Below are 26,991 nucleotides of genomic sequence, written 5' to 3'. Positions count from 1 at the left end.
CGTTGTAAGCGAGATAAGGGGTGAGCACATGTTAACCGATTACCAGCCTCTGGATTTGGACCGCATTGCATTGCTGGCGACGACCCGGCCGGCTGTGATTGACCGGTATCTGCGGTTTAAGGTTCGTCAGATTATCAGCCAGGCAAAGCCTGAATCCCGCATCATGCTGGAGCGTTTGCAGTTCCGGATGGATGCTATCCGACGCCGTGCCAGTTCACCTCTGCACGCCTGTATTCAGATTTCGAAGTTTATGCATGAGCAGCTCTGGGAGCTGAATGACGTGCTGCGAAACGGAGTTGCGCTGTCGCATCCGAAAGGTGTGGCGAGTGTGGATGAGGATAAGCCCGCGCCTCCGGCTTCTGAGCTGCCCACACTTAAAGCAAAGGTGCTACCCTTTAAGCGTAAGCTCGATAAACATCTGCCGGCTAAGAATAAGCCGGGTAAGCATTAGGTTTTTCTTCGGAAGCCTGTTTGTCAGGTTTTCGGTGTAAAAAGGCCGCGAGGCCAAAAACCGCAGTTGTCTCGGGGGACGATTGCGGTTTTTCGTTTTCATTGTGTCTGACCTGAGTGGTCAGGCACTTTGCTGGTGGAGCGCCCCAGCAAAAAAGCCACCTGTTCAGGTGGCTTTTTTGTGGGCTCAGCGAAGGCTATTTTTGCAGCTGAGTTACCGCCTGGCGGGCGATGTCGTTCAGTTCTTCACCACCTTCGTTCAGATACTCATTGATCTGCTGCTTCATCGGGCGGGCCCAGAAGCGGGTGATGTGTGACGCCACAGCGTTAGCTGCATCGTCAGCGGTACCAACGTGAACGTTGTTGTCTGCAATTTGATTAACCATTTTAATCAGACTGCTCAGTGTTGCATTTCCCATGGATCTACTCCATTTATGCCCGGTCAGTACGCCTGACCGGTTCAGTTAATCTCTCGGTATGTCTGACCGGTTGTAAACAACGTGTTTACCCGGGCGGGCAAAACCAATCAGGTTAAGGCCTGACTGTTTGGCCAGATCCAGTGCCAGACCGGTGGGGGCAGAGACTGCCACCAGGGTCGGTACGCCACAGCTACTGGCTTTATGAACCATTTCGTAGCTGGCGCGGCTGGATACCAGGGTAAAACCGGTGGTCAGATCGACCTTGTCACGTTTCAGTGCGCCGAGCAGTTTGTCCAGCGCGTTATGACGACCCACGTCTTCGCGAATCACCTCAATGTCACCATTCAGGTTGCACCAGGCGGCACCGTGAAATGCACCGGTCAGTGACTGCAGCGGCTGGCGCTGAGTCAGCTGAGAGATGGCGGTTTCAACGGCTGTCGCGCTGATCAGTTCAGTCTTAGTGACTTTACGGATCGGGCGAATGGCCTGTTGCAGTGACTCTGCACCGCACAGGCCACAACCGGTGCGGCCTGTCAGATTACGGCGACGCTGTTTCAGCAGGGCAGCACGCTGGCTGCTGATTGCAACCTGGACTTCGATACCGGCGGTCAGACTGGCTGTCGGACGGATCACTTCGATGCCATAGATCTCATCGCTGTGCTCGACAATGCCTTCGCTCAGGCTGAAGCCTGTGGCGAAGTCTTCCAGATCGTTGGGGCTGGCCATCATCACGGCATGGGATATGCCGTTAAAGATCATGGCAACAGGCACCTCTTCAGCGATCTGATCTTCGGTGTCGGTTATCTGGTCCAGTTGCCGCCGGGTGACTTCAGCCCCCCGGTGGCAATGTTGCAGTTCGGCGGCGAGCACTGGCTCGCCGGCGTCCTGCCTGAAACGTGGTTGGGTCATCAATGTCCTCGTGACGTCTGTTACTGGCTAACGCTTTCACGACCCTGCTTCAGGAAGTCCTGCTGCTGGTCGTCAAAGTTCTGGTAGTTTTGCTGCCAGCTGGATGGTGAATTCACTTTCACAACCTGTACCGCAGTCACCTTGTACTCAGGGCAGTTTGTCGCCCAGTCAGAGTTGTCGGTGGTTACTACGTTGGCACCGCTGCCAGGGTGGTGGAAGGTGGTGTAAACCACGCCAGGCTGCACCTTATCAGTAATGCGTGCACGCATTACGGTGTCGCCGGCACGGCTGCTGATACCAACCCAGTCACCATCACTGATGCCGCGCATTTCCGCATCGGAGATGTGCAGATCCAGTACGTCCTCATCGTGCCATGCCTGGTTAGGCGTACGGCGGGTCTGAGCACCTACGTTGTATTGCGACAGGATACGGCCAGTGGTCAGCAGTAACGGGAACTTACGGGTAGAGCGTTCTTCGGTTGCCACGTATTCAGTGATCGCGAAGTTACCCAGGCCGATAGGGAAGTTCTCAATGTGCATGGTAGGCGTACCTTCCGGTGCAGCATCGTTACAAGGCCACTGAATGCTGCCCAGCTCTTCCAGACGGTCATAGCTGACGCCCTTGAAGGTTGGAGCCAGAGTCGCAATCTCATCCATGATTTCGGATGGGTGGCTGTAGTTCATTTCATAACCCAGTGCGTTGGACAGGGCCATGGTTACTTCCCAGTCTGCCATGCCGGACAGAGGCGGCATTACCTGACGAACACGGTTGATACGGCGTTCGGCGTTGGTGAAGGTACCGTCTTTCTCAAGGAAAGAAGCACCCGGCAGGAATACGTGCGCGTACTTAGCTGTTTCGTTCAGGAAGATGTCCTGGACGATCAGGCAGTCCAGAGAACGCAGTGCCTGGTCAACGTGGTTGGTGTTCGGGTCAGACTGTGCAATGTCCTCGCCCTGGCAGTACATGCCACGGAAGGTACCGTCGATTGCAGAGTTGAACATGTTCGGAATACGCAGACCCGGTTCGTTGTCCAGTGTTACGCCCCAGCTTGCTTCGAAGCGGCCACGGATCGCGTCGTCGGCAACGTGCTGGTAGCCTGGCAGTTCGTGCGGGAAAGAACCCATGTCACAGGAGCCCTGTACGTTGTTCTGACCACGCAGCGGGTTAACACCTACACCTTCACGGCCGATGTTACCGGTCGCCAGCGCCAGGTTAGCAATACCCATTACCATGCTGGAACCCTGGCTGTGCTCGGTTACACCCAGACCGTAGAAGATAGCGGCGTTAGGTGCAGCGGCAAACAGACGGGCAGCGCTGCGGATTTCAGCGGCAGGAATGCCGGTGATGTCTTCAGTCTGTTCCGGTGCATGACGTTCTTCGGAGATGAACTCGCGCCATTTGTTGTAAGCAGTGTTGTCACAACGGTTAGCGATGAATTCTTTGTCTTCCAGACCTTCAGTGATAACCACGTGAGCCATTGCGTTGATGAATGCAACGTTGGTACCCGGACGCAGTTTCAGGTGGTGATCGGCAATAATGTGCGGGCTCTTAACCAGCTCAGTGGTGCGCGGATCGGCGATGATCAGACCACAGCCTTCACGTACACGGCGCTTCAGGCGGGAACCGAATACCGGGTGAGCAGCAGTCGGGTTCGCACCGATTACCATCACCATGTCAGCTTTCATTACAGAGTCGAAAGTCTGAGTACCGGCAGACTCACCCAGGGTAGTCTTCAGACCGTAACCGGTCGGAGAGTGACATACACGGGCACAGGTATCGGTGTTGTTGTTACCGAAGGCTGCACGGATCAGTTTCTGAACCAGGTAGGTTTCTTCGTTAGTACAGCGAGAAGATGTGATACCGCCGACAGATTCACGGCCGTATTTCGCCTGAATGTCTTTGATGCGGCCGGCAGCGAAGCTGAAGGCTTCTTCCCAGCTTACTTTCTTCCATGGCTGGTCAATGGAGTCACGGATCATCGGCTCGGTAACACGGTCGTCGTGAGTTGCGTAACCGAATGCGAAACGGCCTTTAACACAGGAGTGGCCACGGTTCGCTTCACCGTCTTTGAACGGCACCATGCGGATAACTTCGTTACCCTTCATTTCTGCCTTGAAGGCACAGCCAACACCACAGTATGCACAGGTGGTAACAACGCTGTGTTCTGGCTGACCGCGTTCGATAACGCTGTTTTCCATCAGAGTGGAAGTCGGGCAGGCCTGTACACAGGCACCGCAGGATACACAGTCAGATGCCAGGAAGCCGTCGTCCTGACCGGCAGCAACCTTGGAGTCGAAACCACGGCCGTCGATGGTCAGTGCAAAAGTACCCTGAACTTCTTCACAGGCACGTACACAGCGGGAACAAACGATACATTTGCTCGGATCGAAGGTGAAGTACGGGTTAGACTCGTCTTTCTTCGCATCCAGGTGGTTGTTGCCTTCGAAGCCGTAACGTACTTCACGCAGGCCAACCGCACCGGCAACGTCCTGCAGTTCGCAGTTGCCGTTACTTGGACAGGTCAGACAGTCCAGCGGGTGATCGGAGATGTACAGCTCCATGATGTTGCGGCGCAGTTTCGCCAGCTTGTTGTTCTGCGTAGTAACAGACATGCCGTTTTCGGCAGGTGTGGTACAGGAAGCAGGGGTGCCGCGGCGACCTTCAATTTCCACTGCGCAGATACGGCAAGAGCCGAATGCTTCCAGGTTATCGCTGGCACACAGTTTAGGAATGTTGATGTTCGCTTCAGCAGCGGCGCGCAGTACGGACGTACCTTCCGGTACGGTTACTTCCACACCGTCGATGTTCAGTGTCACCAGGTTCTCGGAAACACGGGCCGGCGTACCGTAATCTTTATTAGGATCAAAATGTTGCAGCATGATCGGACTCCTTAAGACGCCATGTCTTCGGTGACGGGTTTATGCAGGTCTTCTGGGAAGTGATTGATAACGCTCTTCACAGGGAACGGAGTCATACCGCCCATTGCACACAGGGAGCCGTCAATCATGGTATCGCAGAGATCATTTAATAATTCTAGGTTATCTTCGCGGTTTTCGTCATTGACAATGCGGTCAATCACTTCTACGCCGCGGGTAGAACCGATCCGGCAAGGGGTACACTTACCGCAGGATTCAACCACACAGAATTCCATCGCAAAGCGGGCTTGCTGAGACATATCGACAGTATCGTCGAATGCAACCACGCCACCGTGGCCCAGTACAGCGCTTACTGCTGCGAAAGATTCATAGTCCAGCGGGGTGTCCCACTGGCTTTCCGGCAGGTATGCACCCAGAGGTCCACCTACCTGAACAGCACGCATCGGACGGCCGGAGAAGGTACCGCCACCGAAGTCTTCCAGCAGTTCACGCAGAGTCAGACCAAAAGCCAGTTCTACCAGACCGCCGCGCTTGATGTTGCCGGCCAGCTGGAATGGCAGGGTACCCAGAGAACGGCCCATGCCGTAATCCGCGTAAGCCTTGGCGCCTTCAGCCAGAATGTAAGGAACCGCTGCCAGAGACAGCACGTTGTTAACGATAGTTGGCTGGCCGAACAGACCAACGATAGCTGGCAGTGGTGGTTTGGCACGGACCAGACCGCGCTTACCTTCCAGGCTTTCCAGCAGGGATGTTTCTTCACCACAGATGTAAGCCCCGGCACCCAGACGCACTTCCAGATGGAAGGTCTTGCCGCTGCCCTGAATGTTTTCACCCAGCAGGTTGGCAGCTTCTGCCTTCGCCAGTGCTTCGTTCAGGATCTGGTGAGCAATCGGGTATTCAGAACGCAGGTAGATGTAGCCCTGAGTCGCACCAACCGCCAGACCGGCGATGGTCATACCTTCGATCAGCATGAATGGGTCAGCTTCCATGACCATACGGTCAGCGAAGGTACCGGAGTCACCTTCGTCGGCGTTACAAACGATGTATTTCTGCGCAGCATCACCCGGTGCAACCGCATCGTGTACAGTCTGCCACTTGATGCCGGTAGGGAAGGCAGCACCACCACGGCCACGCAGGCCGGAGTTTTTAACTTCATCAACGATGGCCTGACCGGACATTTCCAGTGCTTTTTTCAGGCCTTTGAAGCCGTCGTGCGCTTGATAATCTTCCAGGCTGACAGGATCAGTGATACCGGCGCGGGCAAACGTCAGACGCTGCTGCTTTTTCAGGTAAGGGATTTCTTCGGTCAGACCCTGGCACAGTGGGTGGCTCAGGCCGCCGTTTACGAAATCTGCATCGAACAGGCTGTCGATGTCTTTTGCTTCAACCGGGCCATAAGCAACACGGCCGTTAGCGGTTTCAACCTCAACCAGAGGTTCCAGCCAGAACATGCCGCGGGAGCTGTTGCGGACGATCTCGATGTCTGCACCACGGTTCTTGGCTTCAACGGCCATTTCTGCTGCCAGACGCTCGGCACCCATTGCCAGTGCGGTGGTATCCCGTGGGATATAAACCTTAACCATTACTTCACCTCCAGCGCTTGGGTGGACAGCTGATCAACCAGTTGGTCGAACTTGCTTGGGGTAACACGGCCAACAACATCGTCGTTTACCTGAATAGAAGGTGCGCAGGCACAGTTGCCCAGGCAGTAAACCGGTTCCAGAGACACCTGCTGGTCAGCGCTGGTCTGGTGGAAGCCGATACCCAGCTTTTCTTTCACGTGTGCTTCCAGCTGGCGTGAGCCCATAGACTGGCAGGCTTCAGCGCGGCATACCTGAATGGTGTGCTTGCCCGGTGGGGTAGTACGGAAGTGATGGTAGAAAGTGATCACACCGTGGACTTCAGCACGGGACTGAGCCAGACCATCAGCAATAATGCTTACGGCGTCGGCATGGATGTAGCCCTGGGCGTCCTGGATGGCGTGCAAGATCGGCAACATAGCGCCGGGAAGATCTTTCATCTCCTCGACAATGTCACAGACTTGCTGGCGACTCTGCTCGTTGAATGCAGTCATTTTTTGCTCACCTGCTATAAGTGTCTCAGCTGTTTTCTGGTTAACCGGCTTATTAACCTGCCGGCTTAATCAAAAAATTCAGTACTGAGCAGCTCTTGTTGAATTATTTAACCGGAATAAACCGCGTATCGAAGGTCAACGGGTTTGAGAAAATCACCCTTTTGCCTGCAATTAGCAGTAAAATTCACAGCCTGTTTATCTGAGTGCGACATTGCTATTCGTAAAGTGACATTACAAATGCAAACGACTCTTATTTATAATTTATATATGAACCCATTTTCATATTTGGCTAAAATGAGTACAGAATTATCCCTTTTAGATGCCCATAAGGTAGCATTGGGCCTAAAATTTGAAAATATGAATAATTATGCATATTAAAAGAATACAGGTGGTTCCGGGGTGGTCTTTCCGGGACGAAAGCGGCAATGAACTTAACCCGCAGCTGTTCAGTTTACTGGCGGCGATCCATGAGCATGGCAAGCTGACAGCAGCCACAAAAAGTGTAGGGATATCATACCGTCACGGCTGGAACCTGCTGAATACATGGGCGGCTTTTTTCGGGGTACCACTGGTCAGCATGCAGAAAGGTAAGGGGGCAACCCTGACCCCGCTGGGGGATAAGTTGCTCTGGGCCAAGCAACGGGTGGTAGCCCGGCTTGAGCCGCAATTAGATAGCCTGACGTCGCAACTGAATCTGGAAATTCACCGTGCCCTGGAAGGGGTCAGCCCGTTATTGCGGGTACATGCCAGTTATGGCTATGCGGTGGCGTTGTTACCGGAGCATGCCAGCGAGATTCAGCTGGATCTGCAGTACAAGAGCGGTGAAGAAGCGCTGGCTGCCCTTAATCGGGGTGTCTGCGACATTGCTGGTTTCCATGTACCGATTGAAGGCATGAGCCAGGCGCAGATTAAGAAGTACGGTCACTATCTTAAGCCCCGCGTACATAAGGTGATTCAGTTTATTACCCGCCGGCAGGGCTTAATCGTTAAGCGGGATAACCCCTGTGAGATTCAGGGGCTGAGTGACCTGTTACGGGATGACGTGCGCTTTATAAACCGGCAGGAAGATTCCGGTACCCGAACACTGCTTGACGAACTGCTGCGCCGGGAGAAGATTAACCCGGCAAAGGTATCCGGCTATGACGATGAGGAATTTACGCACTCAGCGGTAGCAGCCTATGTTGCTGCGGGCATGGCGGATGTGGGGATCGGTGTTGAAGCAGCAGCCCGGCAGTTTAATCTTGATTTTATACCGTTATCTTATGAGCGATACCTGTTTGTGTGCCACCACCGCAGTTTGCAGCAGGAAGCGGTGATCAGGTTCCTGGAGATGATCCGCACCAGCCAGTTCTATCAGGCGGTCCGCGAGCTGCCGGGATACAGTCCGGATCTGTGCGGGGATGTCGTCGGGGTGGAAGAAGCGCTGAATCAGTCTTCCCGGTAAGCGTGTTTAAGCGCGTTTGGTAAAGGACGTATAAGAAAGGAAGGGTGAGTGGAAGGTTTAGCGTATTACCAGTATGCACTGATCGGGTTGATTTTTATCTGGAGCGGGTTTGTCCGCAGCGGGCTGGGGTTTGGTGGCGCGGTACTGTCGTTACCTTTTTTACTGCTGATTAAGGATGATCCACTGATTTTCCTGCCGATCATCGGTGTGCACCTGCTGTTCTTTTCAGTGCTGATTACCTGGAAGAGTAATAAGAGTCAGCCGCAGAGTGCCGGTTTCTTTGAGTCATCGTCCATCGACTGGCCGTACCTGAAGTACAGCCTGAAGGTGATGATGATCCCGAAGCTGATCGGGGTATTCGGCCTGCTGACTTTGCCAGCCACTCTGATGAGCAGCATCATTTATGTGATCGTGATTGCCTATGCGATCTCTTATGTACTGAATAAGCCGCTGAAGAGTAACAGTAAAACACTGGATACGGTGTTTCTGATTCTGGGGGGCTATATCAGCGGTACGTCGTTAATCGGTGCGCCGCTGATCGTCGCAGTATTTGTCTCCAATGTAGCCAAGCATAAGCTGCGGGATACCCTGTTTATCCTCTGGGCGATTCTGGTGCTGATCAAGCTGGCGTCTTTTGTCATAGCAGGAGTGGATTTACAGCTGATTCATCACCTGTGGCTGTTGCCGCTGGGGTATATCGGCCATGTGATCGGTGAAAAAGCGCACCAGAAAATGCTGGCGGCGGAAACTCCGGTGTTTTTCCGGGTGCTGGGTAGCGTGCTGATTGTGGTCAGTATGATGGGGCTGGTGAAGGCGGTTATTTAACTGAATTGCAAAGCCACCGGAAACGGTGGCTTTTGCTATGTTGGCTCAGTTTGAATTCACGGATCTGTATCTGCGCAGGTATTCAAACTTCAAAGGTAACCATATATAAACGGACTTTATTCGGTCCGTTTCTTAAACCGCTCGGTCAGATCGAACATGTTCTCCAGCTCCCGCATCCGCTCGGAGGTCTGGCTCCAGAGTTTCTCTTCCAGCGCCACCACCAGGGCTTCAGCAAAGAACAGGGTAACCACCCCTGAGTCCCAGCCGGATTTGCCTTCGATTCGGATCGGCAGTGTGTGGTCGGCGTATCCGGCCACCGGCGACAGCCACTGATCCGTAAACAGAATTATTTTTGCGCCGCGGGCGTTGGCCAGCCGGCTGGTAGTAATCAGGTCCTGCTCGTAACGGCGTACATCAAATACGATGAGTACATCGTCTTGTTTAATTTTCAGCAGATGGTGGGGCCACAGGGCAACCGCTTCCGGAAAGATGTGAACATTTTCACGGATCACTTCCAGATGGGTGTTCAGATAGCGGGCAAAGGCGCTGGTGATCCGGCCGCCGACAATGTGCAGGGCGCGTTCCTGTTTGGCCAGCAGGTCCACAATGGCATCGAACTGTTCATGGCTGATCTGATTCAGACTATGGCGCAGGTTGGTGGTAACGGTTTCCGCAACCTTGTTCAGCACGTGGCTTTCCGGGGCATCAGCGGCCCACTGATCATGTTTGGTAATCGGGTCGGAGAGGGTTTGCTGCAGTTCGTCTTTCAGTTCTTTCTGGAAGGTGGTGAAACTGGAGTAGCCGATTTTTTTCAGGGTCCGCATTACTGTGGGGGTAGACACCCCGCAGCTTTCCGACAGTTCTGTAATAGAGACCATGCCTGACATGGGGTAGTTGGCCAGCAGGTGATTGACGATTTTCATTTCCGCCGGGCTGAACTGATTGAGCTGCGAGCGGATCAGTTCGGCAATCGTGTGACTGTTGTCCGGGGTTACAGGGCTGTCATTCATGGGCGGCATACTCGTGGTCAGGTGGCGGTCGGGCGCTATTCTACAACGTTTTGCTGCAATTATTCGCAAGTCTCTCTGGTACTTTGTCTGGTACTGCCGTCGGATTCGGCGGCGGTATGAATCTGTCCCCTTGACGGTTGCACGGTAACAATCTTTACATGTAATTTACCTTACATAAAAAAATTGACAAGTAAAATATGTAATGTATAAATGTTTACATCCTGCCGGCTTACTGCTCAGGTTGGATGTAAGTTGGATAAGATTCGTGACGTTCGTAATACAAAAAAAATAATCTTGCTGATACAGCAGAGGACAGATAATGAATAAGAATAAACGCGAGTTTATAAAGAAGGCGGTCGTTGGTGGTGCAGCGACAGCTGCTGCTGCGGTAAGTGCACCGTATGTACAGGCCAAATCTGCGCCGATTAAGTGGCGTTTACAGACCTATGCCGGTGCCGCTCTGGGTGCACATGTCATCAAGCCTGCCGTTGATGCGTTCAACAAGGCTGCCAACGGTGAGATGGAAATCGAGCTGTACTATGCCGACCAGCTGGTGCCTACCCCTGAACTGTTCCGTGCCCTGCAAAAAGGCACCATCGATGCAGTGCAGAGTGATGACGATTCCATGGGGGCGCCGGTGGATATTTCCGTATTCGGCGGTTACTTCCCGTTTGCGACCCGTTACAGCCTGGATGTACCGGTACTGTTCGAACAGTACGGTCTGAAGGAGATCTGGCAGGAAGCGTACGACGAAGTTGGCGTGAAATGGCTGAGCGCCGGTGCCTGGGATCCATGTCACTTCGCGACTAAAGAACCGATCCGCAGCCTGGAAGATCTGAAAGGTAAGCGGGTATTCACTTTCCCGACCGCGGGCCGTTTCCTGAACCGCTTCGGTGTGATTCCGGTCACCCTGCCGTTTGAAGATGTGGAAGTTGCTCTGCAGACCGGCGAGCTGGACGGCGTAGCCTGGTCCGGTATTACCGAGGATTACACCTCTGGCTGGGCGGAAGGTACCGGTTACTTCCTGACCAACAACATTTCCGGCGCGTGGGCCGGATCTTTCTATGCCAACTCTGATTCCTGGGCGAAAGTACCGGATCACCTGAAAGAGCTTTGGCAGCTGTGTATGGACAGCTCTCACTACTACCGCCAGTACTGGTACTGGGGCGGTGAAGCACAACTGCGTGTTGAAGGCACCAAGATGGAGCTTACGTCTATTCCGGATGAAGAATGGGCCATCGTTGAAGCTGAAGGTAAGAAGTACTGGGACGAAGTTGCTGGCAGAAGCGAGCGTACCAAGAAGGTCGTGGACATCTTCCGCAAGTACAACGAGACCATGGAAAAAGCCGGTCGTCCTTACCGTTACAGCTAATACTTAGCGACGGTAATCTCAGTCCCCCTCCCATTTCCATGCCCGGAGGGGGCTTTTCAGTTTTCTATCTGGGTACGTGATTGTGTATAACGCGATTCAGGCCTACATACGGTTCATCTATAAGTTCAACCGTACGGTGGGCATCTTTGCCATGTACTTGGTACTGGTGATGATGGCGATTTTGCTGTTCTCATCCATCTCCAAGGGAATCGGATCACCGCAGATCTGGGTGATCGAAACAGCGCAGTTCACCATGGCTGCTTATTATCTTCTGGGCGGCGGCTATTCCATGCAGATGGATGCCCACGTTCGCATGGATGTTTTCTACGGTACCTGGTCGCCCCGCCGGCAGGCCATTACCGATGCACTGACAGTGATCTGTCTGATTACCTATCTGATTATGCTGCTCTACGGCGGAATCTCCAGCAGCATGTATGCCCTTGAATACGGGCAGAAGAACTATTCCTCCTGGGCGCCACCACTGGCCCCGATCAAGCTGATCATGACCGGCGGTATCCTGCTGATGCTGTTACAGGTCCTGGCAACCTTTGCACAGAATGTCGCTGATGCGCTGGGCAAGCCGTTTGATATTGAGCAACACCCGGAGGAAACCTCAGTATGAGTTATGAAATGATTGCCCTGCTGATGTTCTCCACCCTGATGCTGATGCTGTTAACCGGCCAGCGGGTGTTTGGAGCTGTAGGGTTTGTGGCGGTGGTTGCCGCATTAGGCCTGTGGGGCGACGGTGGTTCAGAAATGGCGTTTGCCGCCAGCATGAAGCTGATGAACTGGTATCCGCTGCTGACCCTGCCACTGTTTGTGTTTATGGGCTATATGCTGTCGGAATCCGGGATCGCCGGCGACCTGTACAGAATGTTACATGTCTGGATGGGCTCCCTGAAAGGCGGTCTGGGTATCGGCACCATTTTGCTGATGGTGGCAATCTCTGCCATGAACGGCCTGAGTGTGGCCGGGATGGCGATTGGTACCAGTATCGCCCTGCCGGAAATGCTCAAGCGCGGTTATGACAAGCGCATGGTAACCGGTGTGATCCAGGCGGGCAGCTCGCTGGGGATTCTGGTACCGCCAAGTATCGTACTGGTGTTGTACGGCATGATTGCCCGTCAGCCGGTGAGCCAGCTGTGGCTGGCGGGTGTGATTCCGGGCCTGATTCTGGCGACCATGTTCATTGCCTACATTGTGATTCGCTGCAAAATTCAGCCAGAACTGGGGCCACCGTTACCGAAAGAAGAACGGGACCAGTACAGCACCAAAGAAAAGTACTTTTTGCTGGGGGCAGGATTCCTGCCGCTGCTGGTGATCTTTTCAGTGATCGGTTTATTCCTGATGGGGTACACCAGCCTGGTGGAATGTTCAGCTGTCGGTGCAACTGTCGCTATGCTGGCGGCACTGGCGAAGGGGCGTCTGACCTTCCGGCTGATCCATACCACGCTGCGTAAAACTCTGGGTGTGAGCTGCATGTTTATGTGGATCATCATGGCGGCACTGTGTTTCGGTGCGGTGTTTGATGGCCTGGGGGCGGTTAAAGCCATTGAAGCGTTGTTCCTGGAAGAGTGGGGTCTGACCCCGTGGCAGGTGCTGCTGATGATGCAACTGTCGTACATTATTATGGGTATGTTCCTGGATGATACGGCGATGCTGGTAATCGTTGCGCCGCTGTATATCCCGCTGATCATTGCGCTGGAATTTAACCCGATCTGGTACGGTGTGCTTTATACCGTTACCTGCCAGATCGCTTACATGACACCACCGTTCGGCTATAACCTGTTCCTGATGAAGGCCATGGCACCGAAAGAAGTGGGGCTGGTGGATATTTATAAATCGATCACGCCGTTTGTTGCGATCATGGTGCTGGCGCTGTTAGTGCTGATGGCCTTCCCACAGCTGACTCTGTGGCTGCCGGAAATGATCTTCGGTGCGAAATAATGACGACGGAACGACAGGAGATTTAACACTGTGGTGATGCAAGGTTTAGAACAATCGCCGGCAGATCTGGTTAACCCTTATGGCCGTTCTGATGTGTTGCTGGTGTGTGAACACGCCAGCAATTATATCCCGGACAGTTTTGCTAACCTGGGGTTAAGTGAACAGGAACGTCTCAGCCATATTGGCTGGGACATCGGTGCCGCGGATCTGGCGCGTAAACTCAGTGAGGCACTGGATGCCAGTCTTATCCTGCAGCATTATTCACGTTTGCTGTATGACTGTAACCGGCCTCCCAGTGAGCCAAGTGCGGTGCCGCCGCTGAGTGAAGTGACGGAAATACCGGGCAATAAAGATCTGACACCGGAGCAGCGGGATTACCGTGTGCAGGGCATTTATGAACCGTTTCATAATGCCATCGCAGCGCAGATTGCTGAACGTAAGGCGGCAGGTCGCAACACCGTACTGGTGACCATTCACAGTTTTACACCGGTGTTTATGGGCCAGCCCCGGGCGGTGCAGCTCGGCGTGATCTGCCATGAAGATAACGCCTTTGCCGGCGACTTTCTGCGGGTAGCACAGAAATATTCAGAGCTGAATAACAGTGGCTTTGATATCCGGATGAATGAGCCTTACGGCCCCTCTGACCCGGTGCTGCATATGGTCACCCGGCACGGGGATGACCAGCAACTGCCGAATGTCATGCTGGAAGTACGCAATGATCTGGTGAGCGCTGAAGAAGGGCAGGACACCTGGGCGGCGCTGATTGCCGCCACCCTGACGACGCTGACGAATACAAGCGCTGAATAAAAGCTCTGATCAACCAGGGCGCATACGAATAAGAATTAAGCTGTGTAATAACACGGCCGGATAAAAGAGGATTAACCATGAGCGGTATGCTGACGCTGGAACAATTAAAACAAGAATTTGCGGCAGGAAGCATCGACACTGTGCTGGCCTGTCAGATCGACATGCAGGGGCGTCTGATGGGGAAACGCTTCCATGCGGATTACTTCATTAATCACGCGGTGGAAGAAACCCATTCCTGTAACTACCTGCTGGCCACCGATCTGGAAATGGAAACGGTTGAAGGCTATAAGTCCACCAGTTGGGAAGCCGGTTACGGTGACTACATCATGAAGCCGGACATGAGTACTCTGCGCCGGGTGCCGTGGCTGGAAGGCACTGCACTGGTGCTGTGTGATGTATTGGACCATCACCATAATCCGGTACCGCACTCACCACGGGCTATTCTGCGCAAGCAGATCGACCGTCTGGCGGCCATGGGCATTGAGCCGATGATGGCCACTGAGCTGGAATTCTTCCTGTTCGACCAGAGCTATTCTGATGCCTGCAAAGCCGGTTACCGGGATATGCAGCTGGCCAGCGCCTATAACGAGGACTACCACATCTTCCAGACTACCAAGGAAGAAGAAGTGATCCGCGCCATGCGTAACGGTGTATACGGTGCCGGCATTGCGGTGGAATGTTCCAAAGGTGAAGCCTCTGCCGGTCAGGAAGAACTGAACATTAAATACGACAAAGCCCTGGTGACGGCTGATCAGCACTCCATCGTGAAGAACGCCTGTAAAGAAATTGCCTGGCAGCACGGTAAGGCAGTGACCTTCATGGCGAAATGGCATAACGAGGCGGCGGGCAGCTCTTCCCACGTGCATCAGTCACTGTGGAGCACCGACGGACAGCCACTGTTCCTGGATGAAAGCCGTCCTCACGGTATGTCTGAAGTGATGTGCCACTATCTGGCGGGGCTGCTGGCCTACGCGGACGATGTGACCTGCCTGCTGGCGCCTTATGTGAACTCTTACAAGCGATTCCAGGAAGGTACCTTTGCGCCAACCAAAGCGGTTTGGAGCCTGGATAACCGCACAGCCGGTTTCCGCCTGTGCGGCGAAGGCACGAAAGCCATCCGCATTGAATGCCGGATTGGCGGCGCAGACCTGAACCCGTATCTGGCACTGGCCGGACAGCTGGCAGCCGGTATTGCCGGTATGGAACAAAAGCTTGAGTTGGAACCGGAATTTGTCGGTGATGCCTACGCCGGTGAAAACGCCCGTGAAGTACCGAAAACCCTGCGGGCTGCGGCTGAGAAAATGAACGAATCCACCATGCTGCGTGAAGCCTTCGGTGATGAGGTGATTGATCACTATGTACACGCGGCTCGCTGGGAGCAGAAAGAACATGATAAGCGCGTGACCGACTGGGAAGTTGCCCGCGGATTTGAACGGGCATAACGCGTTACCGGGTCGTTGTCGCTGCAGCCTGCTCAGAACATTGTCTGAATGAATATCTCTTTAGAATTCATTCAGCCTGTGCTTAGGGGAGCAACAGAATGGTTATGCAGGTTGTGGCGGCACTTACATATGAAAGCTGAAAAGCACGCTCTGCCCGTATCCGGCGGAGCAAAATATCTGAGTAAATGATGATGAGTACAATCCAGAGTATTTCACCGGTTGATGGCAGTGTTTACGCTGAACGCCCGGTGGCTGATGCGGAGCAGGTAACGGCCCTGTTCGCCCGCAGTAAATTAGCTCAGCATGCCTGGGCGCAGTTAAGTGTGGCGGAACGTTGTACCTACTGCACCGCGGCCGTGGATGCCATGGTGGCCATGACCGACCGGATCGCTGAAGAGCTGGTCTGGCAGATGGGGAGACCAATTAGCCAGGGTGCAGGAGAAGTACGCGGTCTGGAAGAACGGGCCCGTTATATGATCTCTGTGGCGGAGGAATCTCTCTGCCCGGTTGATCCCGGTGAAAAGCCAGGCTTTGCCCGTAAGATCAGCAAGGAGCCGCTGGGTGTGATCATGACCATTGCCCCGTGGAACTTCCCGTTTATGACCGCACTGAACTCAGTGATTCCTGCATTGTTGGCGGGTAATGCCGTGGTGCTGAAACATGCCGCAAATACCTTGCTGGTGGCCGAGCGTATTCAGGATGCCTTTGATCAGGCCGGGCTGCCGGAAGGCGTGTTCCAGCATATCGTGCTGGATCATGACGCCACCAGTGAACTGATTGGCTCGGGCAATGTAGACATGGTGTGCTTCACCGGATCTGTCGGTGGCGGTAAGGCGATGGAGAAGGCAGCTGCAGGACAGTTTATCCCGCTGGGTCTGGAGCTGGGCGGTAAAGACCCTGCCTATGTTCGGGCGGATGCTAACCTGCCGTATACCATTGAAAATCTGGCAGATGGCGCGTTCTTTAACAGTGGCCAGTCCTGTTGCAGTATCGAACGGATTTACGTGCACGAAAGCATTCATGATGAGCTGGTGGCTGGTCTGGCAGCAGCAGGTCAGGCCTATGTACTGGGCAACCCGCTGGACGCAGCAACGAATCTTGGTCCGATGATCAAGCCAGCCGCAGCAGACTTTGTTCGCCAGCAAATTGCGGATGCAGTAGCGGCAGGGGCGCAGGCTCATGTGGATACCAGCCAGTTTGAACTGGATCAGCCTGGCTCTGCTTATATGGCGCCGCAGGTGTTGTCGAACGTAACCCACGAAATGTCCGTGATGACCGACGAGAGCTTCGGCCCGGTAGTGGGCGTGATCAAAGTTGCCAGTGATGAAGAAGCTATCGCGCTGATGAATGATTCAGAGTTTGGCCTGACCGCTGGCATTTGGACAGAAGATCTGGCCGCTGCTGAGCGCATTGCACCGCAGCTGGAAACCGGCACCGTATTCATGAACCGCTGTGACTATCTGGACCCGGCGCTGGCCTGGACCGGCGTGAAAGACACCGGCCGTGGCTGCTCCTTGTCGACTTTGGGATTCGACGCCCTGACCCGGCCGAAAAGCTTCCACTTTAAAACCTCTACAGACTGATGGCAGGTGAGCGATGAAGTCATTTGATTACATCATTGTCGGTGCCGGTTCAGCCGGTTGTGTGGTGGCTAACCGTCTGACGGCGGATCCTGCCGTGAGCGTGTGTCTGATTGAAGCCGGTGGCAGTGATAAAAGCCCCTGGGTAACCATCCCCGCAGGCATTTTCGGCCTGTATGGTAATAAGAAATATGACTACACCTTTGAAGGGACGCCCCAGAAACACCTGAACAACCGCACCATGATGGTGAACCGGGGTAAAGCGCTGGGCGGCTCCAGTGCGATTAACAGCATGGTGTACATCCGCGGTAATCGGAACGACTACGACGGCTGGGAAAAACTGGGTTGTAAGGGCTGGTCTTACGGGGATGTTTTACCCCTGTTTAAAAAGCTGGAAGCTAACCAGAATGGCCAGAGCCGGGACTTTCACGGCACGGACGGCGAGCTGAATGTCACCAAGCCGCAGGACCCGAACCCGGTTGGAAGGGTGTTTGTGAAAGCAGGACAGGCGGCCGGTTTGCCGGAAAACACTGACTTTAATGCCGAAACCCAGCTGGGCCTGGGGATCTATGACGTTAAACAGCGTCAGGGCAAACGGGAGAGCAGCTACACGGCCTTTGTTGAGCCGGTTCTCTCGCGGCCAAACCTGACCATTATGACCCATACCGAAGTGGTCTCTCTGATCATTGAAGGCGACCGGGTTACCGGGCTGGAAGCGGAAGTGAACGGCACACCTGAAACAATTCTGGCCGGTAAAGAAGTGATTCTGTGTGCCGGCACCATTGTTTCGCCACGTATTCTGCTGGCCTCCGGTATTGGTGATCAGTCTCAGTTGGATGCGCTGGGCATCGACTGTAAGCAGCACGTACCGGGTGTGGGTGAAAACCTGCAGGACCATGTAGACAGCATGGTGACGGTACGCTCTGAAAAGTCCGATACCATTGGTGTTTCGGTGGGCACGCTGTTACCGCACATCCTTCCGGCGCCATTTAAATACTGGCTGAACCGGAAAGGCTGGTGGACCACCAACTATGTGGAAGCTGGCGGCTTTGCCAAAACCCGGTTGGCGGAAGAAGCCGAACCCGGCTCTGCCGATGCAGACCCGGACATCCAGTTCCACTTCACGCCCCTGTACCGTAGCCACCGGGGTAAGAAGTTTGAATACGGCCACGGTTATTCAGTGTTTACCTGCGTACTGCGACCCCGCAGTGCTGGTACAGTAAAACTGGCCAACGACGGTACCCGCCGTAATGTGCTGATCGACCATAATTTCTTTGCTGATAAACGGGATCAGGACGTGTTGGTGGAAGGGGTGAAAAAGGCCCGGGAGATTCTGGCATCTCCTGAGTTTGACCATCTGCGCGGTGAAGAAATGGCGCCGGGTAAGCATATTCAGACTGACGAGCAGATCCTCGACTACCTGCGTGAAACCACTACCACGGTGTACCACCCGGTGGGTACCTGCAAAATGGGTATCGATGAAATGGCTGTGGTCGATCCTGAAACCCTCAAGGTGAAAGGCATGCAGAACCTGCGGGTTATGGATGCTTCAGTCATGCCTACTCTGATCAGCGGCAACACCTCAGCGCCATCAATGATGATCGGTGAAAAAGGTGCGCAGATGATTCTGGATGACATGAACAACTAACCGTTTACTGTGTTGGTCAGGCCCCTGCCGGTGCTTCAGAAGGTCACCGGCAGGGGCTTTTTTATATCTGGTTGTCAGATTGGTTTAACGTTTGATGTTTAGTGTGGTGAGGTAAATTGTTGAACCGTGGCGAGCAAGTTATGGACGACGACTGAGGCATAAAAATTATGGTAACCAACAAACTACGGCCAATCCATCCGGGTGAAATTCTGAAAGAAGAATATCTGGTCCCGCTGGGTATGTCCGAAAATGCTCTGGCGATTGCGCTTCACGTACCGGCTACACGTATCAACGATATTGTCCGGGGTAAGCGTGCTGTGACATCCGATACCGCATTGCGTCTGGCCCGTTATTTCGGTGGTGATGCGCAGTCCTGGATGAATCTGCAGATTGCTTATGATCTTAAGCTGGCTGAAACAGAGGCGGGAGAAGCAATTAAGCAGAACGTTCGGTCCCGTGTGGCTTGAACTTGGAGTAACGGTTGAGACCTTACTTGCCAATTTACTCGAATAAGTAAAAGGAAAAACCTGATCCCGTGCCTTGAAATGAGCCTGATCGCACTCAGCTTGAGTTTGGCTTCCCCACCCTGAAAGAGTGGGGAGTACTACAAACTATAAGTTATATAGCTGAGGGATATGGAGTGAATATTAAAAAGTTGTTTAGTTCTAGCTTAGTCCTCAAATGTTAGGTTATTTTTTACTTAAAACTGTTGAATAGATTCAAAATCATCCTTTACGACCAGTTTTCCTTCATTGTTTTCTATTATGTATAGGAATCCTATTGTCTCGTATTCTTGACCATTAAAGTTCAGAGTTAGTTTTATATGATTTGGATGAGGTGTAGATATATTACTAATGTTTAGCGAATAACTTCCCGTAGGGTTTTTGTTAATATCTAATAGGCGCCCTTTGAAATTGTATGCATCAGTTCTTTTGGGTTTTTCAGGCAAGAATTTTGTTTTTGTTTTTATTTTAAAGCACTTTATGCTATTTATCTCAATACGAACAAATTGATAATGTCCTGAGTAATTATCAACAAAACTTGTAGATGTCCCTGCTTCAATTTTCAAGCTTTTAATTTCTTTCGGATTATCTATTTTTTTGATAAACCTGTTTCTGCTATTTGAAATTAACCAAGGTTTACCAGAAGCTTTCCATTCTTGTTGTATCAGTTCTATTTTATTCAAGTAAATTTTTGATTCTTCCGAGTCAATATGACAATAATCTAAAGTGATGACTTCTCCTTGATAATCACTATCTGAGAAGCTACCGGGAAAGCATAAACAGTATTCACTAAAGCCAGGATTTTCGTTTAATTCTAAAGATTCAATTAATAAGGCTAGCTCATCGTCATCTATAACCAAGTCAGATAGGCACTCGACTACAAACTCTGATTCAACTCTTTTTAATATAAAAGGAACATTGTTAAAACTTCCATCATACCTGTTTTCGTATTCTTTTATTGCATGTTGTAAAATTTCAGGTGTATCAGACATTATTAACTCTTCCTTGTTTTTGAATTTTTATAATATATTTAATGAGGCTTTGATTTTATATATTGATTTTTTTATTAGGTCTTACTGCCAGTAGTGAGAGACCACCACCGATTCCCATGGTGATAAATAAGAAAATAATACTTATTACCCACTGAGTAAAAGTTACGCCTAATAACATGTTGAATAAGCCTAGTAGCCAAAGTATGAATGTGATTTTTGTTAAGTGCTTGAATCTGTGATTTTTGTTTAAACAGCCGGAAATAAAAAACCTATAATGGAGAAAATGAAGTTTGATAATGCGATTGCTGATTCGTTAGGTATCCCTTTGCTAGTGACACCAACTATGAATCCTCCAATTAAAGTAAGTGTGTAGATTATTAGACTGTCTCTAATGATAGCTTTTTTATTTGAAAACATGTGAACTTATTCCATTAAGTTTTTAATGATTTATTAATTTGGTGAGCTTTTTTATTAATATAGAAGCCAAAATGACTTTGAGAATTCGAATCTATTTGTAATTATGACAGCACAACTATATTTCCTCCGGTGAAAACAGAAAAGTGCGTATGATGACTGTGCGCGTAAGCCTGAACAGTAAAAATCCCTAAGCATCTAATATGTAACTGATTCCTGGAAAAGGCAAGAGGGAAAAGTGAACGAAGCCTGATAGAAAACAAGCTTATGAATGAGAGTTATCTGAAGGCCGTAAGGTTCGTGATATTTTTATCCGGAGAGAGTCAAAATCAGGATGTCCACTTTTGGTAAAAGTGGACACAGAGTTTTCTGTTACCGTCCTTTTTTTTTGAGGAACGGCAGGATACCGTTCTCCACAGTATTTAGAGTGCCTACCGACTTGCCTGTTGATCAGCAGCAGTTACTGTTTCTATACCGCTAACTAATCGATCAAAATATGGATTCCAGGTTAGCCGGGCATGTACTTTATTCGCTTCCTGATAGCCCCAGTTGGAGTACCACAGGTCATTGCTGTTCGGGCATGCCTGTTCTGCGGCTTCGGTCTGGCCGTTTTCACAGATCCGGTGGCTGCCGTTACGGCCGTAGAAAGGATTATTGGCGGCGAACAGCAGTGACATATGGGAGAAGTTACTGATCCGCTGCTGGGGTAAGTGGCTGGTCAGAATTTCGATGCGCGGGTCGGTAGGCTCTGTGGTTTTGCCAAACCAGAACAGTTTGCTGGCCGGGTTGCTGAAGCGTTGTTCAAACAGGGTTTTTACGGCTTCTGAATCCACCACGCTGTCATCGGCGCTGAGGGCCATGAGGACCGGTTTGTCGTAAGTGCTATCTGCCAGTTGTTGGCGTACCTGCCGGGTGGTGTAGTAATACTGAGTTGCGCCGTTGGTGGTCAGTGAGCCGTAGCGGGTGTAGTTGCCGTCTGGTGCCTCCTGATCCAGCCAGTTACTGAACAGGTTAGCGACCGGCAATAAGTGGGTCATGGCGGATTCAGGCACGATTGCCGGTGAGAACAGCAGTAAGCCACTGACGTCATCATTGTTCAACGCTTCGGAGGTCGCCAGGTTCGCCCCGGTTGAGAAACCGCCCAGCCATACTTCACTGACCTGTTGTTGCAACAGTTGGGTGTGATGGCTGACCATTGTTTGCCATTCATCAGAGTCTGCCAGCATCAGGTCTGCTGGCCGGCTGCCGTGGCCCGACAGTAAGATCGTACGTACCAGAAATCCCTGTTGGCTGAGCGCCTGGGCGATATCGCGGAAGAAGAAGGGGGAGTCTCCCAGACCGTGTACCAGCAGAATAGCTTTTTGTGCTGGCAGGCCATCTGCAGGCTGGAGTTCGTAAGGCATATTGGCATCCAGTTCTGCCTGTTTATCTGCTGAGACGAATACCCGCTGCTGTTCCAGCCAGGCGCGGGTGTCGCTCAGGTAGCTCTGAAAATCAGCCTGCCGGTATTCAGGCAGGGTGGCAGATGCTGTGTGTAATGGGCTTTGGTCGCTTACCTGGGTGCAGGCGCTGAGCAGGAACAGGGTCAGAAGTGGAAGATTTCGTTTTAGCATAGCCGGTATAAAAGGTAATGATGAGTGTGTACCTCTCTTTGTACACCAGACAACGTAAAAAGGTTGTTAAGAAAGGTTAAGTCTCTGATGCTCTATATATGTATTTCAGTGTAGATGTACCTGAGTTAGGGGAGGGGTGGTTGGTTTTCAATTGGCGGTTCGTGATGTGAATGACAATAAAAAAGGCCGCACAGTGTGCGGCCTTTCTGATTCGGTGTTGGCGAACCACGTTACGCGGAATACTGCTCTTCGTAATCGGTGTCGTCCTCATCATCAAGCATTGGTTCAGCGGATTCTTCAACAGGTTTGGTGGTACCTTTCTTGTTGGTCTGAATGTCGCGGATTTTGGCTAATTGCTTGTCGATTTTGCTGCTCAGTGCATCCAGTGCCGCGTACAGATTTTCGTGGCTTGCTTTGGCGAACAGATCTTTGCCGGTGGCATGGACAGTCGCTTCGACGACTTCCTCTTTGCCGTTTGATTTTTCAATGGTGACTTGTGCGCTGGTAATGACGTTATAGCGCTTCTGACTTTCGTGTAACCAACCTTCTATTTTTTCCCGTGTTGCGTCTGAAACTTTGTCGTTGCGATTAGTGATGTTTATATTCATATATAACCCTTACTGCAAAAAACTCGGACACGTCTCCGCCTGCCATACCTACTGTCCTTGCTGACAGGCTCACTTACAGAATGCGCCGATTAAAAAAAATTGCAATAGGGCCGGTGGTCAAAATGTGTAATTTTTCTTACAAAACAACGCAGATCAATGAATTGAAGGGTTTTTACTGTTGAAAATACTGAACAGATGAACTTTTTGCAGCATCTCTTGTAGCACGTTGAGTGGATATAAGATTGCAGCGGGTAAATCCTGTCTGTCTGAGTGGTCGATGATGTGTAAAAGGCAGCCAGCATCTGGATACGATACTGGCTGGTAGTATGAGCTAATCAGTTATAGGCACCGGAGGCATAGTGCAGTTCATAACTGTGGCTGTAAATTTCCAGAATGTTGCCGAACGGGTCTTCCATGTAAATCATCCGGTAGGGCTTTTCACCGGGGAAATAATAACGGGGTTTGGCCATGCGTTTTTTACCGCCTGCCTGAACGATTTTTTCTGCCAGACCTTCTACGTCCGGGTCCTGAACGCAGAAATGAAAGATGCCGGTTTTCCAGTATTCGAAGTTGTTCTCCGGGTTCTGCTGATCTTTAAACTGGAACAGCTCCACGCCGATCCGGTCGCCGGTGGACAGGTGAGCAATTCTGAATGATTCCCAGCCGGCACCGAATACATCGGTACACATTTCACCGATGGGGCTGTCATCTTCAGTGATTTCTGTGGGCTGCATGATCAGATACCAGCCAAGCACTTCGGTATAAAATTTAACCGCTGCTTCAAGGTCAGGCACTGAGATACCGATATGGGAAAACGTACGGGGATATGGAGTGGGTGTATTCATGGTACTGGCTCCTCAGAATTAATCTTGAGCGCAGTGTATGAATTGATTGTGTTAATATGAAATTATCATTAATGATTATTTTGATAATTTTAAATTATGATTAATCCCGTATACCTGCGAACCTTTATGCATCTGGTGGAAACCCGTCATTTCACCCAAACCGCACAACAGTTATATATGACCCAGCCGGGTGTCAGTCAGCATATTCAGAAGCTGGAGGCGCAGCTGGGTACGGCATTGTTAGACCGTCAGGGTAAAAGTTTTGAGTTAACGCAGGCGGGTGAGTTGTTGTGTCAGTATGCCAGCCAGCAGGCGGTTGCTGAGTCTGAATTACTCAGTGCCATCGCACAGGATGATGAGCACACCGGTGAATGCCGGCTGGCCTGTTCCGGTTCCATGGCGATGTTGCTGTATCCACAATTACTGAGTCTTCAAAGCCATTATCCCGGCCTGAAGATGAGTGTGGAGGCGGCGCCGAATGCTGCCATTGTGGAACGGGTCCGCAGCAGGGAGTCGGATATAGGCCTGATCACCCAGCCGGTGAACGATCCGCAGATGCTGCAAGAGAAAATAGGGGCCGACAGGTTGTGTCTGGCATTACCGGCGGATGCCGCGGCAGACTGGGACAGCCTGATGGCGCTGGGGTTTATTGATCATCCGGATGGCCACCATTACGCGATTCAGGTATTAGAGGCGAACTTTGCAGAGGATTTTAAAGGTATGTCCTCTGTGCCTCAGTCTGGCTATATCAATCAGCTTAGCCAGATTTTATTACCGGTATCCCGCGGGTTGGGTTTTACGGTGATTCCAAAATCTTCGCTGGATGTATGCCCGTTTGGGGAGCTGATTCGCACCGCCAGTCTGACAACGGCGATTGATGAAAGCGTTTATCTGATTACCCGAAAACACCGTAACCTGCCGCGGCGTTATCGGCAGATCCGCGCGCTGATCAGTGAACAGCTGCAGTGTGTTCCTGCCCTGAGTGAGCCGTAGGCTGAAGGCTGTTGGTGGGAATCTGCCGGGTATTTGCTGGTGATAGTTTTAAGCGCGGAAGAATTGTTTTTGCAGTGATTTTTCTTAACAGCGGAATGCTCCCTGTGGCACTATTGACGGCAGTATTCAGGTTTCAGGAAACAGCCAATGACAAAGGAATCATCACGGGGTTTATCGACATCTGCTCTGGCCCGGGCACTGGATAAAACCAGTAAGCAGATGTTTGCAGAGCTGGCTGCCTTAGGCTGGATTCGCCGTGAGGATGATCAGTGGCAACTCACCGCAAAAGGTGAGTTCGAAAAGGGTAAGTACCATACCAGTGATAAATTTGGCACCTACATTGTCTGGCCGGAGTCGGTGCGCCAGCATCCGGCACTGGTGAAATTTGAAGCCCGTTTATTGAGCCATAAAGATCTTGCCGATCATTTCAGTTATGAACCCCTGATGATGCAGCGTTTGCTGGCAGAGCTGGGCTGGATGAAGCCGCACCTGCATGGCTGGCAGTTAACCGCCGCCGGAAAACTGCAGGGCGGGGTACAGCATGAAGATCAGGAATCCGGTGTGCCGAAGGTGTTATGGCAGAAATCGGTGCAGACGAATGCTCTTCTGGAACAGCGCCTGGAAGTGGCTCTGGGTAAAGACAGCCCCGAGGGCATTCAAGGAATCCGGACGCTGGATGGCCGCATTATTGAAAACCAGGGTGCAGCGCTGGTGGCTAACTGGCTGTATCTGGCCAATATCCGCTTTACCACACACATGAATATTCCTGAATTGCCGGGTCAGCAGGCGGACTTTTATTTACCGGATGCCGGTCTCTACCTGGAATACTGGTGCGATTCTCTGACGGCCCATCAGCTGGCACAGAAAATGGCCCGTAAAAACCACTATGCTCTGCATAAGTCTGAGGTGGCTGATCTGCGCCCTGATGATCTCAGCCGTCTGGATAAACACCTCACAAAACTGCTCCTGCAGCATGAAATTGCCCTCTGAAAAGGCTGATTTTGCCTGCGACTAAGGTCGAATTTTTTCTCTTCTGATTTCAAATAATCTTTTGTTTAACAATGGTTTAGGTGTTATCCCCTTATAGGGGTATACCCTGATTCTCGTCTGTCGCGGGATAATACGCCGGTGACCGGGCATTTGCCCATAACGGCCCAGCGCCATAACGACAATAACAAAAGGACCACCCACGTGAAGAGAAGAGATCTGCTGAAAGTAGCGGCCACCGGCATGGCTGCAGCTCCACTGGCGATGGCAACCGGTTCAGCCCAGGCTGCTGATAAAGTTCGTCTGCGGATGCAAACCCTGTATGGCACTGAAACCGACGACCTGTATAAAGCGTTTGCGGATGATGTGAAAACCAGTTCTAACAAAAGCGTTCGTATCAGCCGTTTCCGTGGTGGCGAGCTGGTAGCGAATGACCAGATGCTGGAAGCGGTATCCAAGGGCACACTGGATATGTGTCAGGGCTATGGCGGCTACTGGGCCGGCCAGCTGGATATTGCCAAGATCGAATCCGGTATTCCCGGTGCCTGGACCAGCTTTGATGAAGCAATGTACCTGCACAAGGCAAAAGGCCTGTCGGATCTGATTGCCGAAGCCTATGCGGAAAAAGGCGTGCATTATTTGGGTCCTGTGTTTGGCGGTCCTTACGACCTGCTGACCACCAAGCCGGTTAAGAGCCTGGCGGATCTGAAGAACATGAAGATCCGGGCGACAGCGACTGTTGCTTCCATTCTTGAGAAATTCGATATTCCGACCGTTTATCTGCCAAGCCAGGAGCTGTATGTGGCCCTGACTACCGGTGCCATTGATGGTGTGATCTACGGCGGTTCACTGGAATATAAAGCCCTGAAGCTGCACGAAGCGGCGAAGCACTACACCTACCTGAACATGATCAACCCGGGCTATGCCGACGGTATGCTGATCAACAAGGCTAAGTGGGATTCCATGAGCGATGACCAGCGCCGTGTGATCGAGCTGGCCTACGCTAAGCACGCAACGGATATGCACGCCTGGAACGTGAACGGCTGTATGGATGTAAACGGCGAAGGCATCTTTGAATTTGCTTCTCTGCCGGTGGAGGATTCCAACGCGTTGACCGCCGCGGCCATGTCCGTCTGGAAGGATGAGGCGAAAAAGTCTGAGCGTAACAGCAAGGCAATTGCTGCCCTGACGGCCGCTGCACAGGCTGCCGGCCGGGTATAAATATTTGCAGGG

Annotated in this window: 24 protein-coding genes; 14 read left to right on the top strand and 10 right to left on the bottom strand. The window is 51.9% G+C overall.

Translation table 11 applies throughout. The features are described from left to right. The first annotated feature begins 28 nt into the window (after positions 1 to 28). The gene (locus JYB63_RS13785; protein WP_205658474.1) at positions 29 to 451 is read left to right on the top strand and encodes a DUF3135 domain-containing protein; all 423 of its coding nucleotides are present in this window, start codon (positions 29 to 31) and stop codon (positions 449 to 451) included. A gap of 196 nt (positions 452 to 647) precedes the next feature. Here the strand turns inward: JYB63_RS13785 and JYB63_RS13780 are convergent, their stop codons facing one another. From JYB63_RS13780 to JYB63_RS13760, 5 genes are read right to left on the bottom strand one after another with little or no spacing between them, the layout of a single operon-like run. Next, positions 648 to 869 (bottom strand): formate dehydrogenase subunit delta, encoded by a 222-nt coding sequence (locus JYB63_RS13780; protein ID WP_205658473.1) that lies wholly within the window; start codon positions 867 to 869, stop codon positions 648 to 650. Between the two features lie 45 nt (positions 870 to 914). Continuing rightward, positions 915 to 1,778: a formate dehydrogenase accessory sulfurtransferase FdhD gene (gene fdhD, locus JYB63_RS13775; RefSeq protein WP_205658472.1), complete on the bottom strand. Its 864-nt coding sequence runs from the start codon at positions 1,776 to 1,778 to the stop codon at positions 915 to 917. Between the two features lie 20 nt (positions 1,779 to 1,798). After that, positions 1,799 to 4,657, bottom strand: coding sequence for a formate dehydrogenase subunit alpha (gene fdhF, locus JYB63_RS13770; RefSeq protein ID WP_205658471.1), 2,859 nt, complete (start codon positions 4,655 to 4,657; stop codon positions 1,799 to 1,801). An 11-nt stretch (positions 4,658 to 4,668) separates the two neighbouring features. After that, positions 4,669 to 6,237 carry a formate dehydrogenase beta subunit gene (locus JYB63_RS13765; RefSeq protein ID WP_205658470.1) on the bottom strand — a complete coding sequence of 523 codons (1,569 nt, stop codon included), beginning with the start codon at positions 6,235 to 6,237 and terminating at the stop codon, positions 4,669 to 4,671. Beyond that, a complete protein-coding gene (locus JYB63_RS13760; protein WP_205658469.1) occupies positions 6,237 to 6,728 on the bottom strand; it encodes a formate dehydrogenase subunit gamma in 492 nt (163 codons plus the stop codon). The genes JYB63_RS13765 and JYB63_RS13760 overlap by 1 nt, the downstream gene beginning before the upstream one ends. A 373-nt stretch (positions 6,729 to 7,101) precedes the next feature. Between JYB63_RS13760 and JYB63_RS13755 the strand changes: the two genes are divergently transcribed. After that, positions 7,102 to 8,172 (top strand): substrate-binding domain-containing protein, encoded by a 1,071-nt coding sequence (locus tag JYB63_RS13755; protein WP_205658692.1) that lies wholly within the window; start codon positions 7,102 to 7,104, stop codon positions 8,170 to 8,172. A gap of 48 nt (positions 8,173 to 8,220) precedes the next feature. Next, positions 8,221 to 8,997, top strand: coding sequence for a TSUP family transporter (locus JYB63_RS13750; protein WP_205658468.1), 777 nt, complete (start codon positions 8,221 to 8,223; stop codon positions 8,995 to 8,997). Between the two features lie 116 nt (positions 8,998 to 9,113). Here JYB63_RS13750 and JYB63_RS13745 read toward each other — a convergent pair whose 3' ends face one another. Further along, positions 9,114 to 10,007, bottom strand: coding sequence for a MurR/RpiR family transcriptional regulator (locus tag JYB63_RS13745; RefSeq protein ID WP_205658467.1), 894 nt, complete (start codon positions 10,005 to 10,007; stop codon positions 9,114 to 9,116). Between the two features lie 319 nt (positions 10,008 to 10,326). Here JYB63_RS13745 and JYB63_RS13740 point away from each other — a divergent pair, with 319 nt between their 5' ends. The 8 genes from JYB63_RS13740 to JYB63_RS13705 all read left to right on the top strand — a co-directional run bounded on the left by JYB63_RS13740 (position 10,327) and on the right by JYB63_RS13705 (position 19,270). Then, a complete protein-coding gene (locus tag JYB63_RS13740; protein ID WP_205658466.1) occupies positions 10,327 to 11,379 on the top strand; it encodes a TRAP transporter substrate-binding protein in 1,053 nt (350 codons plus the stop codon). Between the two features lie 82 nt (positions 11,380 to 11,461). Continuing rightward, complete coding sequence (locus tag JYB63_RS13735; RefSeq protein WP_205658465.1) at positions 11,462 to 12,001, top strand: TRAP transporter small permease subunit; 540 nt, start codon at positions 11,462 to 11,464, stop codon at positions 11,999 to 12,001. Continuing rightward, a complete protein-coding gene (locus JYB63_RS13730) occupies positions 11,998 to 13,326 on the top strand; it encodes a TRAP transporter large permease (protein WP_205658464.1) in 1,329 nt (442 codons plus the stop codon). Before JYB63_RS13735 ends, JYB63_RS13730 begins: the two co-directional genes overlap by 4 nt. Positions 13,327 to 13,362: 36 nt before the next feature. Then, positions 13,363 to 14,133, top strand: a complete 771-nt coding sequence (locus JYB63_RS13725; protein WP_207758382.1) for an N-formylglutamate amidohydrolase — start codon at positions 13,363 to 13,365, stop codon at positions 14,131 to 14,133. Positions 14,134 to 14,210: 77 nt separating this feature from the next. Next, positions 14,211 to 15,575 carry a glutamine synthetase family protein gene (locus JYB63_RS13720; protein WP_205658462.1) on the top strand — a complete coding sequence of 455 codons (1,365 nt, stop codon included), beginning with the start codon at positions 14,211 to 14,213 and terminating at the stop codon, positions 15,573 to 15,575. A 191-nt stretch (positions 15,576 to 15,766) separates the two neighbouring features. Continuing rightward, positions 15,767 to 17,158 (top strand): aldehyde dehydrogenase family protein, encoded by a 1,392-nt coding sequence (locus JYB63_RS13715; RefSeq protein WP_205658461.1) that lies wholly within the window; start codon positions 15,767 to 15,769, stop codon positions 17,156 to 17,158. A gap of 13 nt (positions 17,159 to 17,171) precedes the next feature. After that, the gene (locus JYB63_RS13710) at positions 17,172 to 18,803 is read left to right on the top strand and encodes a GMC family oxidoreductase (RefSeq protein ID WP_205658460.1); all 1,632 of its coding nucleotides are present in this window, start codon (positions 17,172 to 17,174) and stop codon (positions 18,801 to 18,803) included. A gap of 167 nt (positions 18,804 to 18,970) precedes the next feature. Beyond that, a complete protein-coding gene (locus tag JYB63_RS13705; protein WP_205658459.1) occupies positions 18,971 to 19,270 on the top strand; it encodes a HigA family addiction module antitoxin in 300 nt (99 codons plus the stop codon). A gap of 233 nt (positions 19,271 to 19,503) precedes the next feature. On the opposite strand, the gene JYB63_RS13700 is transcribed toward JYB63_RS13705, so the two are convergent. From JYB63_RS13700 to JYB63_RS13685, 4 genes are all read right to left on the bottom strand, one after another. Continuing rightward, a complete protein-coding gene (locus JYB63_RS13700; RefSeq protein WP_205658458.1) occupies positions 19,504 to 20,298 on the bottom strand; it encodes a hypothetical protein in 795 nt (264 codons plus the stop codon). An 845-nt stretch (positions 20,299 to 21,143) separates the two neighbouring features. Beyond that, positions 21,144 to 22,325, bottom strand: coding sequence for an alpha/beta hydrolase (locus JYB63_RS13695; RefSeq protein WP_205658457.1), 1,182 nt, complete (start codon positions 22,323 to 22,325; stop codon positions 21,144 to 21,146). A gap of 230 nt (positions 22,326 to 22,555) precedes the next feature. Continuing rightward, positions 22,556 to 22,933, bottom strand: coding sequence for a ribosome hibernation-promoting factor, HPF/YfiA family (gene hpf / locus JYB63_RS13690; protein ID WP_205658456.1), 378 nt, complete (start codon positions 22,931 to 22,933; stop codon positions 22,556 to 22,558). 335 nt (positions 22,934 to 23,268) lie between these two features. Beyond that, positions 23,269 to 23,778 (bottom strand): lactoylglutathione lyase family protein, encoded by a 510-nt coding sequence (locus JYB63_RS13685; RefSeq protein WP_205658455.1) that lies wholly within the window; start codon positions 23,776 to 23,778, stop codon positions 23,269 to 23,271. 96 nt (positions 23,779 to 23,874) lie between these two features. Here JYB63_RS13685 and JYB63_RS13680 point away from each other — a divergent pair, with 96 nt between their 5' ends. The 3 genes from JYB63_RS13680 (at position 23,875) to dctP (ending at position 26,979) form a co-directional block, all read left to right on the top strand. Continuing rightward, entirely contained in the window at positions 23,875 to 24,771 is an 897-nt protein-coding gene (locus JYB63_RS13680) for a LysR family transcriptional regulator (RefSeq protein WP_205658454.1), read from the top strand. Positions 24,772 to 24,918: 147 nt separating this feature from the next. Next, positions 24,919 to 25,761, top strand: a complete 843-nt coding sequence (locus JYB63_RS13675) for a hypothetical protein (protein ID WP_205658453.1) — start codon at positions 24,919 to 24,921, stop codon at positions 25,759 to 25,761. A gap of 201 nt (positions 25,762 to 25,962) precedes the next feature. Continuing rightward, entirely contained in the window at positions 25,963 to 26,979 is a 1,017-nt protein-coding gene (gene dctP, locus JYB63_RS13670) for a TRAP transporter substrate-binding protein DctP (protein ID WP_205658452.1), read from the top strand. Positions 26,980 to 26,991 lie beyond the last annotated feature (12 nt).

The organism is Aliamphritea spongicola, assembly GCF_017051665.1.
Taxonomy (GTDB): domain Bacteria; phylum Pseudomonadota; class Gammaproteobacteria; order Pseudomonadales; family Balneatricaceae; genus Amphritea; species Amphritea spongicola.
This window is presented reverse-complemented; position numbering and strand designations above follow the sequence as displayed.